This window comes from Polaribacter sp. HL-MS24, from assembly GCF_032758595.1.
In the GTDB taxonomy this organism is placed as follows: Bacteria; Bacteroidota; Bacteroidia; order Flavobacteriales; family Flavobacteriaceae; genus Polaribacter.
Window position 1 is genome coordinate 1480942 of the sequence record NZ_CP136415.1, and the last position, 15152, is coordinate 1496093.

Genomic DNA, 15152 nt, shown 5'->3' on the forward strand with positions numbered 1-15152 from the left:
GCCCAAATTGCAAAATCTGTTGCAAAAATAGGCTACCAAAATATTCTTTTAAATGACGAACAACAGTCGGTTTTTCTGAAAAATCCAGGAATGAAAATTGGGTTTGGTGGAATTGGTAAAGGCTATGCTGCAGATAAAGCAAAAGCCTTGCTGATTGAAAAAGGGGTTTCCGCGGGCATTATCAATGCCTCAGGAGACTTAAATACTTGGGGCAAACAACCCAACGGAAAAGACTGGACGGTTGCCATTGTCAATCCATTAAACAAAGAAAAAGTGTTCTCATGGATGCCAGTTTACAACAGTGCTGTTGTAACTTCGGGCAACTATGAAAAATATGTAAAATTCAATAATGTGCTGTACACTCATATAATCGATCCTAGAACGGGCTATCCTGCAACAGGAATTTTAAGTGCAACGGTATTTACAAAAACAGCCGAATTGGCCGATGCACTCGCTACTTCCATTTTTGTTATGGGCACTTCTACGGGTTTGGACTTTATCAATCAATTAAAAGGAGTAGAATGTATCATCGTCGATCAAGACAATCATATTCTTACTTCAAAAAACATCACATTAAATCCTTTAAAAAATGATTAAAAAAACAATAATATATGCATTCCTCATCAGTTTTTACAGCTCCTGTGTAGCTGTAAAAGAATATGAAAAGGTAAAGCTTAGTGATCCAGATATGGCACTGACAACAAAAAAGATAGATCGTTTTGAAACTGCCTTTCAAGTTTATCGAGAAGGAGCAGCGGGCGCAAATGGTGGAAAATCAGGTGGAGGCTGTGGTTGTAATTAAATTGATACCGATGAAACACCTACAAATAATGATGGCCCTTTTTTGCTTTGGAAGCATTTTCGCTCAAGAAGAAACGCCCGATGCATACAAAAAGAGAGTTTTAGAAACTGCAGAAATTGATTTTTTAAGCAGTTATTACAGTCAAGAGGGGAACAATGCATCAGTAACAGGTGGAATTGGAACAGAACAATTATCAGATGCAACAGCAACCATTGTTTTGAGTATTCCATTGAATGATGATGATGTTCTGACCATAGATGCAGGAATTTCTGCATACTCGTCGGCTTCTTCAAGTAATGGAAACCCTTTTGATATCACAGGGGCTTCAGGTAATGGATACGATGATGATGATGACGACGATGATGATGACAACGACCGAGGTAGCAATGCCGCGGGATCTGTAATTGGAAGCCCTTGGCTTGCGTCTACTGGAGCTTCGCGTTCGGATGTATGGTCTTCTGTCAATGCCGATTATGCACACAGTTCGGAGGATCGAAATACCTTTTGGAATGCAGATGTTTCTTTTGCCACAGAATACGATTATACTTCTTTCGGATTTGGAGGGGGAATCACTCAACTTTTTAATGAAAAGAACACAACTATTGGGCTTAGTGGAAAGGTCTATATAGATGCTTGGCAACCCATTTATCCTACCGAATTAAAAGCCTATGACGACGAAAACGGCAACCAGAACCAGGGCTTTTTTAATGGGGTTACCATACGCAATCAGAACGGAAATGCCTCAAGTCAATGGAAACCCTTGAATGGCTTTGCTACGATACAAGACAAGGGAAGAAATACCTATTCGGTTTCTTTCAGTTTTTCTCAAATCCTCACACAAAACGCTCAGTTTTCTGTGTTTTTGGATCTCGTAAAACAACAAGGATGGTTGGCAAACCCTCTGCAACGTGTTTATTTTGGTGATGTTCCAAATTTTTATATTGGAAATGCGGCCAGTATTCCCACTTATACTTCTGCTTCCAATACCGACGTATTTCAATTGGCAGATGACATCGAGCGCTTGCCTTCTAGCAGATTGAAAATTCCTGTGGGCTTAAGACTGAATTATTATGTCAATGAGGTCATTTCTCTTCGAACCTATTATCGCTATTATTTTGACGATTGGGGCATGCAGTCCAATACGGCAAGTTTGGAAATGCCAATTAAAATTTCGGATCAATTTACGCTCTATCCTTCTTATCGATATTATGATCAAACGAAAGCAGATTATTTTGCGCCTTATGAACAAAACCTATCGACGAGTGAATTTTATACTTCCGATTACGATTTGGCACAATTCAATGCTCAACAATTTGGCTTCGGGATCAGTTATACCGATATTTTTACCAAAGCTCATTTGTGGAAAGTTGGACTGAAAAGCATCGATTTTAAGTACAACAATTACCAACGATCAAATGGCTTGAGTGCTCATTTTATGGGAATAGGATTTAAGTTTATTGTAGATTAATTTTTTTTTAAACAGCCTTGAAATCGAGTTGGTCATGTCAAAAGGCTCAATTTTTGAATCAGAATGCCTTTAAACAAGTAAGTATTGCTATTTTTTTGTTAAAAAAATATTTTTCTTTGGTTTTCTAAAAAACTAAATGTACATTCACACTGTCTATAGGGCACAGAAACAATTTTTACAATATATCTTAAGTTGTGAATTGATTTCGAATTGCGCGGTCTATGTGAGCAATCACTAGATACATAGATTCCCCAATCTTTCAATGATGGACTCTTTTCCGCAATTTTCTCACGATAATGATTACAAGCAAATTCTATTGAATCAGCGTTCAACGCCGAGAACTTCTCCTAGTCGACTGATTTGCAATTTCCAGCAAAAGGTTTTCAAAGATCTTTTTTCAAAATCGGCTTCTACTTTGTTTAAGGTAGAAAATTCTACTTTGTCTTGTATCGGTTTTGCAACATGATGTGGAATACCATACAACCGCTTGCCTGTAAAACTTACAATTTTATAGATGCGATGCACTTGTTCTTTGTTAAGATTTTTAAAGTCTACCGAGTTTTTTTCATCCAACTCATCGTCTGTTGGTAGGTAGATGAGGTCGTTGGGAGAGAGGCTAAAAAGCAATCGCCCTTTGGCAGGATTGGGAGCAATGGGAAGCTTGTTTCCTTTAGAAACTGTTGCCATTTCTTTTTGATGAGCGATCACCTGATGTAAAGGAATGGTTTCAAAATCACGTTCCATTGTTTTTTCATTCAAATACACTGCAAAAAACAGATTGGTCCCTCTTGCGGCTTCTACAAATTTTCGCTTCTTGGAACCTTTTTGGCCTACTGGAAATTTATTTCCCTCCTCGTACAGGCGTACTTTGTATATGGGCTGATGCGGTTTTCCTCCATTCAGTTCGGTAAGATGGGCGTTCATATCTGCAAGTCCTTCGGGGTTGAATGCCAAATCGAAGCGCTCTTTTTGGTTGGCGTCGATGTATTTCAGAAGGTGGTTTTCCAAGATGGTTTGAATCCCTCTGTCTGTAATGGCACCGAGTTGTTTTCGTGTAAATTTTTCATCCAAAGAAACCCGAGTTGCTGTTGCGTTTTGAGTCCATTCAAATACAGAAACTTTGGTGATTTCTTTTCCATCCATCCTCATGGGATACCGTTTGAGATGTTGTTTCATTTTTTTGAGATTCTGCTCAAATTCTGTTCCGAGAGCAACCACACGGTTTCGAATGCGTTTATCGACAATGAGGTTGGGTTGGTCGAGGTAACGCATCAACCAGCTTTCTCCTTTTTTAATATTTTGAATGTATACTTTCCCCGAAACGGTTTCTTTGTGTAGGGGTTTTCGAATGGCCCAGTTTTGAAGATTCGACGTCGTTATAGGGCCTTTTTGCTTCACCCGTTCTTTTTGAAAATGACCATTCGCTTGTCGCTTCCATTGCTAAGGTTGCATTATTGGTTTTGTTGATGATGCGAACATTCTGTTTAAAACTAATCACTGTTATGTCTAGCTTTTCTTTGAGTTCAGATATGAATTCCTCCCAAGGAAGCTGAAATTTATGTTTGAAATTCCCCATCTTATTTTGTTCGAAGAGGATGGGTTTTAAGGATAATTTTTCTTTTTTCGCATGCAAGGAACTCAAGTATTCGAGATGATTTTTTGTGCAACATGCCACGACCAACGCATGAAGAGCGGCAAATCGATAATCGATTTTCTTTTTGTGAAATCCCCGAGCGATTTGCTCTGGAACCATACTTCTAAAGGCGTCAATTTTTGCATCCCACTGTCCAAAATCCGAACTGTTGGTCAGTGTGTTCAATCGGATAAATCTTGGGGCAATAATTGCATTCCACGTCTGGTGTAGCTGCCAATCTTGAATTAGTTTAGACGAAACAGCACTAATAACTGGCAAGACCCGTTTTGAGGTGGCTTCTTTTTCATCTGCTTCTCGAACGAGATTGCTTAATAAAATACACATCATTTTTTCTACAGCACTTTGTTCTTTGAATTGCCCTTTGATGATTTCCTTAGGAATTTTTTCCGCCATTAAATACTCAAGTTTCCGACGGTTATTTTTAAAATACTGATGACAATGGATGCTGTAGGCTTCAAAATTGAGCAATCCAATCAACCTACCATTGTTAGCCTTGAGGAGCTTTCCTCCTTGTTCTTTCATAAAGGTATAGGCGGTTTGTGAACCCTTAGCTTCATTGACTTCATGTTCACAAATCACCATATTTGCTTTGGAATTTTCAAAATACTGCGATTGGGGAAGAATGTGTTCTCGTTGGTATTCATCTGTAAATAGTTTGTCCAAGGGAATCCGTTCGCCTGTATAGGGCGAAATATAACCTTGCGCTAACCACGAGCGATAGGTCTCTAGTTCTGCTCTGCTAGGAGCATCGCTTTTCCGAATTCGATGAATGGCTGCCTCAGTCACTTCAGAATAGTCGGCATTTGGATTTTGAAAGACGCCTTCTTCATAGATTTTTAAAAGTTCTTGATGACTCGGAGAATAGGATCGAATTTCGTTGGAAGAGGTTTCATTAAGCAATTCCAAGAGGGCTTTGATTCGGTGTTCTGTATTTTCATTTTCGTGGATACGCGATGACAAAAGTTTGCGTTTCTCACTACTGCTTTTCAGTTCTCTGCTCATTTCGACATGAATTTCATCAAAAAAATTCTCGGCTCCCTTTCCATAAGTTTGCCAAAGATCTCTAACCACACGGAGAGTTTCCGCAACGACCTGTGCAACAATAGGGTTGTTAAAATGCTGTTGTTGAAACTCCTTATTTAAAAAGTGATCTATAGCTTTGGGGGAGTTCCAATTACTGATTAGACCCGCTTTGCTGTGGTGATTGTACACTGCAAAACAGGCTTGTTTCGCGTTCAAACCTTTGGTTGCATTTTTATGCAGCAAGGGCAAAAAACAGTCTTGAAACTCTTTCGAAATTTCTGTAGATTCTGTTGGCGAACTTCCAAATTGTTGGAGCGAGTTCATCACCTGGGAAACGCGTTGGTGTGTTTCGGGAGAAAGTGCATTCGCATTCCAGTACTTCCCCAATCGCATCAAAGGAAGTATTTTTTTTAGGGCTTTTTCGGAATAGCTGGCAGCGGCTTTTGGAAAAGGAGGGAACTGACTAAAACTTCCCACAAAAGAAGGAGCATCAAGCTTGTTTTTTCGTGCAAAAGTTTTCAATGCTTGGAGGTATTCATTGGGGTCTTTGATTGAATAAATTAAATGCCACAAGGCAACTTCCATTTCATAATTTAAAAAGGAGCTTGCCTTTAGATGTGCTACTTTTTTCAATCGAGAAAGCAATGCGGCTCGTGTTTCATTCAAAGGATATTTTTTATTCGCCACATCATTCCAACGATATTTTTGGAGCTGATTTTTTTCAATCTTTTGTTCACGTACCAAAAAGCGAAGCACTTGTTTCTGGGTTACTTCTTTGCTGTCTTTTAGGAAGTCAAACAAGTCAACCCAGTCCTTTTCAGAGCTAAAAAACTGTTCTGTAACATCGGTTTCAAAGACTCCTTGCGCTGGGGCTCCTTTTTCAAAAATCCGAAGATGATGCACAAATTGCCACAAACGAAATTCTTGATAGATGGGATGCGACTTCGAAATACATTTTACTGCCTTGCGTACTTTTTGTCCATCTTTTAGGTAATACCTTGATTCATAGGGGCAGTCTGGATGACTTGAAGGTTTGGGCTTTAAGGGTCTTTGATAAAAAAGAAGATCTTCGATAAATAAATGAGAAAAGCAGTCTGAAGCGCTCTGTTCGAGAAGTGCTTTTTGATGGCCTTCATTTTTGGGATACAATTCGTGCACACAGTCAGAAAACAGTTGAACATCGGTCAGTTCAGAATGAAAAGTAGCTTGTGTTTGCAAGATGGCCTTCAATTCTGATTTGTAAAAGCTCCGATCGATGGTCTTGATCCAGGCACCTTTTATTTTTTGAATCGGATGTTCTAGGAGTCGCTCGAAGATATATTCTCCAACCGTTTTGGCTTGTGTTTTGAGTGCTTGTTCTGTTTTTTCTTTAATGGCAATCCAATCTTTTTCAGGATCTACCGCATTAAAGTTTCTAAGTACGACTCCCTCATCATCTACCTTTTCCTTTCCGTTTGCGTCGAGATGGGTGGTCACCATAAAGGATTTTGTACTACCTACCCAATGTTGTAAAGGGGCAGTACTTTGTCTTTTGTAGACCCAGCCATTTTCAAGGTGAAGATGGTACCAAGTTCCTTTGGAGTCACTTTCTTCGGTGGCAATCACGGCATTTATTTTGAGCTCGTGGTATTCTTTTTGGGTTCTTTTGGGAAGTACTTTCTCGCCTTCACTTCGCAATTTCGAATAGCCTCTTTTTTGATTGAAATGCAAGAGAATCCAAGCCAATTCTTCCTTCTTAATTTTTTGGGTCAGGGCTTTTGTTCTTAGGTAATAGAGTGTCCAGTCATAGGGAATTTTTGCCTCCTGTCCATGCGCTTTAAATACTGCCGTCATTTCTGCAAAGGAATCTTTAAATAGAAATTCGTGATTACCTTGGCTATTTTTTCTGTAATTGAGTTTTACTTCTGAATGTTCTTTAAATCGGCCTAATTGCTTTTTAAAATCGAGAGACTGTTCATAGTGCGCTGGCAAAAAACCCATACGATATAATACTCGATGCAATCGAGCTCTTCGCAAAAGCATTCTTTGGTGGCGTCTTCGGAGGATTCTATATTGGGTACGTTCAGCAGTTTGTGAAAGCGAATAGCCTGCATCAAATTTTCCCAAAACATCTTGAGGCATCGGCAGTACTCGACAGCCTATTTTGGCAATAGCTCCTCGGTGATCTTCAATGTCTTGAGTACTAATAGCCCAACCAATGGAATGGGGACTAAGGCTTAATCCTACAATTCTTTTCATCGCTCTTTTTTGTACAATCTTGGAAGATTGAGATTTGATCTTATTTCAAAAGAGTGGGGAAGTTGTGTGTAAAAATTTTGTGAAAAATAGCTTTTTTTTTAAAACTAACAAATTTTTTATACATTTGAAGTGCAATTTGATTTCAATTCACAATAAGGACGATTCCGTTGTGAAAACATACAAAGGGGCATCATAGATTCTATGGTGTCGTTTTTTTTGCACCTGGTCGGCGTATTCTTTTCATGCACTTGAAGCACCAAAAATAACAATCTGCGCATAGAATGAGGGGAAAAGAGCATTTTTAGAGTCGAAAATGTTGGTAAAACCAGCATTTTAAGAGCTTCATAGACCCCTAAATCAACAATGTATTCTCAAATTCAACCCACTTATACCTTTATTTGACCACTTGTTACTTGGTGTAACATAGTATCAAAAGTTTGTTTTTTATTTGCAGTTCATGACAAAAATTGGATAAAAATCAATATGAAGCACAACTTGTTTTTTGTAATTTTTTTTTGTAGCCTATTTTCAATGGCACAAAAGTATCAGAAAGTTGATAACTATGAAAAATGGTCATTTAAAGTAGGTCTGAATGCTGTAAATAATTCTGGAGATTCAAATGTATTCAAGGTTTTTGAAACGGATAAAATGGCTTTTTCCAATCCTATTGCTGCAGGTTTGGATTATAAGATTTCGCCCCATTGGTCTGTGGGTTTCTTTATAAGTAACAACAAGTTTTTGAAATCAAAAGCAGTGATTGATGGAGAAGTTATCACCAAAAATTTAGGATATCTTGCTACAGATGTAAATGCAAAATATTATTTATGGAGTGCTCAACGTGAAGAAAAGAACAACTTTACGATGTATTTTTCTGGAGGATTTGGTGCATTCAATCTTTCAGGGGCATCACTTTCTTACAACTTTGGTGGAGGTCTAACGTATTGGATCAATAGTTCTTTGGGTGTGAATCTTGAAACGATGGCCAAATGGTCTGGAGAGGATGATGTGCTATACAATACGGGGCATATTCAGTATTTTGCTGGAATTGCTTTTCGCCCAAAAGTGAAAGCGGACAGAGATCAAGATGGTGTGATTGATTCAGAAGACTTTTGTCCGGATGTTTTTGGGTTTGCCGAATTTAAAGGCTGTCCAGATAGGGATAATGATGGTGTAGAAGATGCAAAAGATAACTGTCCTAAAATTGCTGGAACGAAAGCGAACCATGGATGTCCAGATACCGATGGTGATGGTGTGATCGATTCTATTGATGAATGTGATCATATCTATGGCCCAAAAGGAAATAATGGATGTCCCTACAAAGATACAGACCACGATGGGATCATAGATAAAGACGATCAATGTCCTTACACAAAAGGAATTTCTGCAAACAATGGTTGCCCTGTACAAGTGAAGAAAGAAAACCCAAATAAAGTAGTAAAAGAGTTTACGAAATTAATTCATTTCAATGCTTCTAGAAGTAGCTTTAAAGAGGAATCCTATGGTGTTTTGTTGGAGATTCTTTCTGCTTTCCAAAAACATCCTACTGCTCAGATTACCATAGAAGGGCATACAGATAACATTGGAAGTGAAGATAAAAACCAAAAAGTAGCTACTTTAAGAGCCAATACAGTTCGAAATTTCTTAATTAAAAATGGAATCCCTGCAAAGAATATCAAAGCAATAGGCTATGGCGAATTGAAGCCAATTGCCTCTAATATGCACGAAGAAGGTAGAGCTATGAATAGAAGAGTTGAAATCCGAGTGAGCGAATAATTGAAAAGAGAGAGTAGTTTTTTAAACGCTACTTCCTAAGCTATGGGAAGTGGCGTTTTTCTTTTCCGCTTTTAAAAAGGGCTCATTTTGGTATTTAATGAAAAGGTATTACTGTAGTTAAAACCACTTATTCCAAATTTTAATACACTTATACTTATATTTTACCAGATATTAAACGGTACAAGTATTTCAGAGCAACGTTTTTTTTTTAGCATAATTTTGAGAGATAAAATTTATGGCATGAGAAATACCGGAGATCGAATCAGGACACTAATAGTAGAGGATGATGTTCTAAACATTGCCCTACTTCAAAAATTAATAGCGACCTATTGTCCAGAATTGGAAGTCACTGCAACTGCAAAAAATTCTGATGAATTTGTAGAGGCATTGTTCTTGGAAACACCCGACTTGATCCTGTTAGACATTCATTTGGGTGAGCAAAGAAATAGCTTAGAAATCTTATCTGAAATTAAGGACTTACAATCCGAAATCATCATCATTAGTGCCGATGAATCACAGGCGCTGAAAGCCATCAATCAATATCATGTGGCAGGATACCTTTTAAAGCCTATCAACATTGTACAGCTTAAAAGTGTAGTCAAATCAGCCCTACATCATATCAATCTGAAAATTATTGCACAAAGATCAGAGGGATTTCATTCCGAAGTATTGATTGCCGTTTCTACGACAAAATCCATTGAGTTTTTAGTCATCAAAGATATTTTGTATCTAGAAGCCGATGGCAAGTATACTATTTTTCACTTATTAGATCAAGAGGTAAAAGTAGTTTCCAAAAATATTGGAGAATATGAAAAGATTCTTCCTCCGCAGCTTTTTTTTAGAATTCACCACAAATACATTGTCAATATTCAAAAGGTTGTCAATATCAATCGTTCTGAAGGGATTTACTGCCATTTAGTTAACGGAGAATCTTTGTCCATTTCGAAAAGAAGACAAGATACACTTCGGAAGTTTTTAAATGTGTGATGTTCAATTCCCACCCAGTTGGTTTCTAGAGACTCCTACACAACAGTAAGCCAGCAAGAGTAAGCCCGCAAGAGTAAGCCCACCCAGTTTGTCTTCCTGAAAGGAACCCACACAAGAGTGAGCCCGCAAGAGTAAGCCCACAACAGTGAGCCCACCCAGTTTGTCTTCCTGAAAGGAACCCACACAAGAGTGAGCGGACAAGAGTAAGCCACCCAGTTGGTCTCCTGAGACTCCTAACGGAGTGACAAACTCGATGGGTGAGCCCACCCAGTTTGTCTTCCTGAAAGGAACCCACACACGAGTAAGCTAACAATTAAAAAAATCAATATTTATGATATCACATACAAAAGGAATTTACAATTTTTACGTGTATATACTTACTAATAAATCCAAAACAGTTTTATATACAGGTGTCACTAACAACCTAAGGAGGCGACTCTATGAGCACACAGTAAAGTTAAATCCAAAGAGTTTTACTGCAAAGTACAATACTCATTTTCTAGTTTATTTTGAGCATTTTGGATGGATACAAAAAGCCATAGCTAGAGAGAAGGAAATAAAAAATTTAAATAGAGAAAAAAAAAGAAGCATTGATTGCAAGCCAAAATCCAAATTGGTCGTTTTTAAATCATCTTTTTGAGACTCCTAACGGAGTGACAAACACGGGGGGTAAGCCCACCCAGTTTGTCTTCCTGAAAGGAACCCACACAAGAGTGAACCCGCAAGAGTGAGCGGACAAGAGTAAGCAACCCAGTTGGTTTCCAGAGACTCCTACGGAGTGACAAACTCGATGGGTGAGCCCACAAGAGTGAGCAACCCAGTTGGTTTCCAGAGACTCCTAACGGAGTGACAAACTCGATGGGTGAGCCCACCCAGTTTGTCTTCCTGAAAGGAACCCACGCAAGAGTGAGCCAGCAAGAGTAAGCAACCCAATTGTCTTCCTGAGACTCCTACGGAGTGACAAACTCGATGGGTGAGCCCACCCAGTTTGTCTTCCTGAAAGGAACCCACGCAAGAGTGAGCGGACAAGAGTAAGCCCATGCAGTTTGTCTTCCTGAAAGGAACCCACGCAAGAGTGAGCCCACAAGAGTAAGCAACCCAATTGTCTTCCTGAGACTCCTAACGGAGTGACAAACACGGTGGGTTGTGTTTCTGAGACTCCTATGGAGTGAAAAACACAGGGGCTCCAAAGGGCACTCGTAGGGGTGTTTTGAGGTCTCAAAAAAAACACTTATTCTATTTTTAAACCCACTTGTACTAATTTTCGACCACTTGTTTATTCGTGTAAAAAAATGTGAAATAGTAGCCTCAAATTTGTCTTATAAAGTAAGAATTAAAAAAAAAAAAAACATGAATAAAATTATCTTTTTTATACTGTGTGCTGTGGTAGGGAATATCGCTTGGGCACAAGATTTAAGTGTTTATACAGGAGGCTCTCTCTACATAACTCCAGAAAGCCATGTGTTTGTCAAAAGTAATTTTAGCAATGAGATTCAAACGGCAGGAAATGTAACGGTGAGTTCGGACGAGAACAATAGTGGAGTTTTAATTGTAAAAGGAACTGCAACAGGTAGTGTCACTTACCAACGTTTTGTAAATGCAACAGGAACTTCCTGGCATTTGGTTTCGCCTCCTGTTGGAGCGGGAACTCAAGATATTAAGACTTTCGCAGCGCATGCCGACAACAAAATTAGAGTTAGTACGACTAATTATGCGATTGCGGAGTTTGATAATTCAAAGCCTATCGCTTCGAGATGGGTATACCAAAGTGTTGGTGCACCTGTTGATGAGAATCAGGGTAATTTAGGGAATTTTAATAACGGAATAGGATATAGTACTAGTAGAGAAGAAGCGGGAACCTATACTTTTGAAGGCGCCTTAACGGTTGGAAATGTTGACGTTACCATAGGGGGTAATGGAAACGGGTGGACAAGTGTTGGAAATCCATACACTGCTTTTCTTTCTAAAGCAGAAATTTTTACAGCCAATATGAGCAATATCAATTCAGAAGTTTTTGGGGCTCTTTATTTTTGGAATCCAGAACTGGCCACCTATGTTCCTTTCAATTTGTCATCAGTTGATGAGCAATTGCACCCGGGGCAAGCATTTATGGTAAATGGAGCCTCCGATCAAACTTCAAATTTTAGCTTTTCGGAGAATTTGAGAGCAGTAGAAGATCCAGCAACAGGAAATTTCCAAAGAGCAGAAACGACTCCAAGCATTGCGGTTCGTTTAACCAATGGAACCGATACTTCTAGAACCATTTTAAAATATTTTTCAAATACCACTTCCGGTTTAGACATTGGTTGGGATGCAGGAACCTTTAGTGGTACCGTTTCTTCTTTTGCCATCGACACCCATTTGGTCAGCGATAGCAATGGGATTGACTTTACCTTGCAGTGTTTGCCTGATTCGAATTATGAAGCTTCTATAGTACCACTATCGGTAAGAGCAGCGGCGAATCAAGAAATCACTTTTAGTACAACGGTTGAAAACCTACCCGAAGGAATCATGGTGTTTTTGGAAGACAAAGTTGCTGAAACGATCACCAATATCACAACAGAAAGCCACCTAGTCACTTTAGATACTGATTTGAGTGGGATAGGGCGTTTTTATCTACATACGTCCACCGAAAATTTGAGTGTTGATTCTGAAATGAACCATACGCCAATTAATGTCTATACAACTAGCAACACAAATCTTCGAATTGCTACTGTTCAGCAAGGAGCTGCTTCGGTGAAGGTGTATACCATCTTAGGGAAAGAGGTACTTTCTTCTGATTTTCAATTGAAAACGGTAAACGACATTTCGCTACCAAGTCACTTAGCTTCAGGAATTTATCTAGTACAGTTAGAGACTCAAAATACGAAACTGTCTAAAAAGATAATTTTAGAATAAAATCTACCTCATAGAAACGAGAATATAGACCGATAAACACGACCATGTTTATGAATAAACATATTCAGATTGCCAATTCTCTTGTGCATGCAAGCAGACCTCTCTTTATAGGAGTCTGCTTGTTGTGCGCGAGTGTTTCTTCATGGGCACAGTTCTATTTGCAAAAAGGAACCACTTTGAGTCTTGGTGATGCAACGACGATTGTAAGTTCTCAGGAAACTTGGAACCAAATCAATGCCGATATTACGGGTGAAGGAACGCTACTTTTAAATGCTAAAACGCCTCAAATTTTGAGCAGCACGCAAGAGAAGTTAGTGCTTCCAAATCTTCAGTTGGAAAATGCTGATTGGGTTGCCATTCACACCGAGCTCAAAATTGAAAATACCCTGAAGATTACAAAGGGAATTTTACTCCTAACTCAGAAGCTTGTGCTAAAGAATCAAGACGCTTTGGTGTTGGGAGAAACTGCGGGTATTTTGAGTACGAGCATAGGACAGTTGGTCTACAGCAACAAGCTGCTAGAGCAGATACGGCCCCCAATTTTTCAAGTACATCAGTTTCTAAAATATACCTGTTCTCATGGCATTTATGAAGATGCATCCAATGTGTTGAAAATCACACAGACTTCCCATCGAGGAAGTGTTGCCGCTTATATCGGTCTAGTGCATTGTAAATACATGACACCTCCTCCAGAAGTTGTCGGTTAACAGTGCTCATTTCAAATTTTAAACACAACAATAATATAAATACCAATACCATGAAATATTTAAAACAAATTTTAGTCATCACTTTATTTTTTACACTAAGTACAACCTCTTTTGCTCAAGTGGGGATTGGAACCATTACTCCCGACCCTGCTGCAGCACTTCATTTAGAAAGTAACTCGAAAGGTTTTTTGCCACCACGTATGAATAAGGACCAGCTAGATGCATTGAATGCTACAGCACCTCAAGGACTTATGATTTATTGTACCGATTGTAATCCAAAGGGAATCTACATGTCGGATGGTACCGATTTTGTCGCTTTGGCAAATGATTCGGGAGTTACAGTAGATGCAGTTTCTTTAATCACTACAGATACCACTCCAGAACTGAATGGAACTGTAGGACAAACAACGACTGTGGTTACGGTGACTGTTGGAGGAACTGAATATACAACGACAAACAACTTAAACGGAACCTGGACCTTGGCCGATGATACCATTTCTCCTGCATTGTCTGTTGATACCCATGGGATTACGATCAAAGCAACAAAAGCAGACGGAAGATCATTTACCATTTCGGCAAGTCTTGTAATTCAACAATAAGACAAAAATGAAGCTGGAACAAAGGGTTTTGGAAGAGGGGACTGGTTTTTACCAGGGTGCTCTCAACGGGTGTAAGGATACACCAGTCTTCAAAAACAATCTGATTGGGTTTCTTCAATTCGGAAATTCATCATCCAAATAATAATTTAGAATATTCAAAATTTAACTTTTAAATGAAGTTATATAACTTATCAAAATCAAAAGCAATGAAAAATTTTACGCAATATATATTGACGATTTTATTTTTTATGGTAGGCTTAACCACCTTTGCTCAGGTGGGAATTGGAACTACAACTGCAAATCCTGCTGCCATATTAGAAATAAAGAGTACAACAAAAGGGTTTTTACCACCGCGTCTTAGCCAATCACAAATGAATGCCATCCAAGCTCCAATTCCAGAAGGACTGATGGTGTTTTGTACAACCTGTTCCCCGGTAGGAATCTACTATTATGAGGGGACCTCTTTTCTGCCCATTTCATTTACGGAGTCTTATGTGCCTTTAAGGGCGTCGTTGACTTCGCAATTGCTTGGAAACTATGTGAATCCAACATTTTTTGACAATGGAGATCTCGTTACAGTGACCATTGACTATCCTGTTACAATGGCATTTGAAGCAGGGGCTAGTGGAACCATCAATATTGACGGTGTGTCTTTTGTTTTAGACACCACAGCGAGTGACCCTGCAAACGGAAAGTTGGTATTTTCTCTTTCTGTAGGATCGGGGCATTCTATTAAGGCTGTCGATTTTGACTTTATTCCATCAATGGATGTACTTTTAACTGGAGTGACAGAAAACGGAAATCCAGTAGACTTGTCAGTGTATACAACACCGATAGATTTTAGAACACTCATCGATGGAAATGCAGCTTTGCAAAGTTTGGCTTCTGATGATGCAACACCCAATGACGGTGTGACTGCCAACCCAGATATTTTAGTTTCCAACCTTGTAGCCAACGCTCCTGGGAATATAGTTTAGATGGAGGTTCTACATGGATTTCCAGT

At 39.0% G+C, this 15152-nt stretch carries 13 protein-coding genes; 10 read left to right on the forward strand and 3 right to left on the reverse strand.

The window, feature by feature from the left end; all coding sequences use genetic code 11:
* Positions 1–42: 42 nt before the first annotated feature.
* Genes RRF69_RS06995 through RRF69_RS07005 form a run of 3 tightly spaced genes read left to right on the forward strand, consistent with a single transcriptional unit; the run spans position 43 to position 2270 of the window.
* Positions 43–597, forward strand: coding sequence for an FAD:protein FMN transferase (locus tag RRF69_RS06995; RefSeq protein WP_316941118.1), 555 nt, complete (start codon positions 43–45; stop codon positions 595–597).
* A complete protein-coding gene (locus RRF69_RS07000; protein ID WP_316939124.1) occupies positions 590–802 on the forward strand; it encodes a DUF4266 domain-containing protein in 213 nt (70 codons plus the stop codon). The genes RRF69_RS06995 and RRF69_RS07000 overlap by 8 nt, the downstream gene beginning before the upstream one ends.
* Before the next feature lie 10 nt (positions 803–812).
* Positions 813–2270 (forward strand): DUF3570 domain-containing protein, encoded by a 1458-nt coding sequence (locus tag RRF69_RS07005; protein WP_316939125.1) that lies wholly within the window; start codon positions 813–815, stop codon positions 2268–2270.
* A gap of 321 nt (positions 2271–2591) precedes the next feature.
* On the opposite strand, the gene RRF69_RS07010 is transcribed toward RRF69_RS07005, so the two are convergent.
* Positions 2592–3668 carry a hypothetical protein gene (locus RRF69_RS07010; RefSeq protein WP_316939126.1) on the reverse strand — a complete coding sequence of 359 codons (1077 nt, stop codon included), beginning with the start codon at positions 3666–3668 and terminating at the stop codon, positions 2592–2594.
* Positions 3562–7185 carry a type II CRISPR RNA-guided endonuclease Cas9 gene (gene cas9 / locus RRF69_RS07015; RefSeq protein ID WP_316939127.1) on the reverse strand — a complete coding sequence of 1208 codons (3624 nt, stop codon included), beginning with the start codon at positions 7183–7185 and terminating at the stop codon, positions 3562–3564. Before cas9 ends, RRF69_RS07010 begins: the two co-directional genes overlap by 107 nt.
* 531 nt (positions 7186–7716) lie before the next feature.
* Here cas9 and RRF69_RS07020 point away from each other — a divergent pair.
* Positions 7717–8958 carry an OmpA family protein gene (locus RRF69_RS07020; RefSeq protein WP_316939128.1) on the forward strand — a complete coding sequence of 414 codons (1242 nt, stop codon included), beginning with the start codon at positions 7717–7719 and terminating at the stop codon, positions 8956–8958.
* Positions 8959–9198: 240 nt separating this feature from the next.
* The gene (locus RRF69_RS07025; RefSeq protein ID WP_316939129.1) at positions 9199–9945 is read left to right on the forward strand and encodes a LytTR family DNA-binding domain-containing protein; all 747 of its coding nucleotides are present in this window, start codon (positions 9199–9201) and stop codon (positions 9943–9945) included.
* Between the two features lie 3 nt (positions 9946–9948).
* Here the strand turns inward: RRF69_RS07025 and RRF69_RS07030 are convergent, their stop codons facing one another.
* Positions 9949–10212 (reverse strand): hypothetical protein, encoded by a 264-nt coding sequence (locus tag RRF69_RS07030; RefSeq protein WP_316939130.1) that lies wholly within the window; start codon positions 10210–10212, stop codon positions 9949–9951.
* Between the two features lie 64 nt (positions 10213–10276).
* On the opposite strand from RRF69_RS07030, the gene RRF69_RS07035 reads away from it, so the two are divergent.
* From RRF69_RS07035 to RRF69_RS07055, 5 genes are all read left to right on the forward strand, one after another.
* Positions 10277–10585 (forward strand): GIY-YIG nuclease family protein, encoded by a 309-nt coding sequence (locus RRF69_RS07035; RefSeq protein ID WP_316939131.1) that lies wholly within the window; start codon positions 10277–10279, stop codon positions 10583–10585.
* A 710-nt stretch (positions 10586–11295) separates the two neighbouring features.
* On the forward strand, positions 11296–12843 hold the full coding sequence (locus RRF69_RS07040) for a T9SS type A sorting domain-containing protein (RefSeq protein WP_316939132.1): 1548 nt from the start codon (positions 11296–11298) through the stop codon (positions 12841–12843).
* 50 nt (positions 12844–12893) lie between these two features.
* Positions 12894–13550, forward strand: coding sequence for a hypothetical protein (locus RRF69_RS07045; protein ID WP_316939133.1), 657 nt, complete (start codon positions 12894–12896; stop codon positions 13548–13550).
* 50 nt (positions 13551–13600) lie between these two features.
* On the forward strand, positions 13601–14149 hold the full coding sequence (locus RRF69_RS07050; RefSeq protein WP_316939134.1) for an Ig-like domain-containing protein: 549 nt from the start codon (positions 13601–13603) through the stop codon (positions 14147–14149).
* Between the two features lie 206 nt (positions 14150–14355).
* A complete protein-coding gene (locus tag RRF69_RS07055; RefSeq protein WP_316939135.1) occupies positions 14356–15126 on the forward strand; it encodes a hypothetical protein in 771 nt (256 codons plus the stop codon).
* Positions 15127–15152 lie beyond the last annotated feature (26 nt).

Excerpts from the sequence above, each read along its gene's own strand:
- RRF69_RS07035 (WP_316939131.1), top strand. The coding sequence starts at position 10,277 with ATGATATCACATACAAAAGGAATTTACAATTTTTACGTGTATATACTT.
- RRF69_RS07005 (WP_316939125.1), top strand. The coding sequence starts at position 813 with ATGAAACACCTACAAATAATGATGGCCCTTTTTTGCTTTGGAAGCATT.
- RRF69_RS07000 (WP_316939124.1), top strand. The coding sequence starts at position 590 with ATGATTAAAAAAACAATAATATATGCATTCCTCATCAGTTTTTACAGC.
- RRF69_RS07025 (WP_316939129.1), top strand. The coding sequence starts at position 9,199 with ATGAGAAATACCGGAGATCGAATCAGGACACTAATAGTAGAGGATGAT.
- RRF69_RS07055 (WP_316939135.1), top strand. The coding sequence starts at position 14,356 with ATGAAAAATTTTACGCAATATATATTGACGATTTTATTTTTTATGGTA.
- RRF69_RS07045 (WP_316939133.1), top strand. The coding sequence starts at position 12,894 with ATGAATAAACATATTCAGATTGCCAATTCTCTTGTGCATGCAAGCAGA.
- RRF69_RS07020 (WP_316939128.1), top strand. The coding sequence starts at position 7,717 with ATGGCACAAAAGTATCAGAAAGTTGATAACTATGAAAAATGGTCATTT.
- RRF69_RS07050 (WP_316939134.1), top strand. The coding sequence starts at position 13,601 with ATGAAATATTTAAAACAAATTTTAGTCATCACTTTATTTTTTACACTA.
- cas9 (WP_316939127.1), bottom strand. The coding sequence starts at position 7,185 with ATGAAAAGAATTGTAGGATTAAGCCTTAGTCCCCATTCCATTGGTTGG.
- RRF69_RS07040 (WP_316939132.1), top strand. The coding sequence starts at position 11,296 with ATGAATAAAATTATCTTTTTTATACTGTGTGCTGTGGTAGGGAATATC.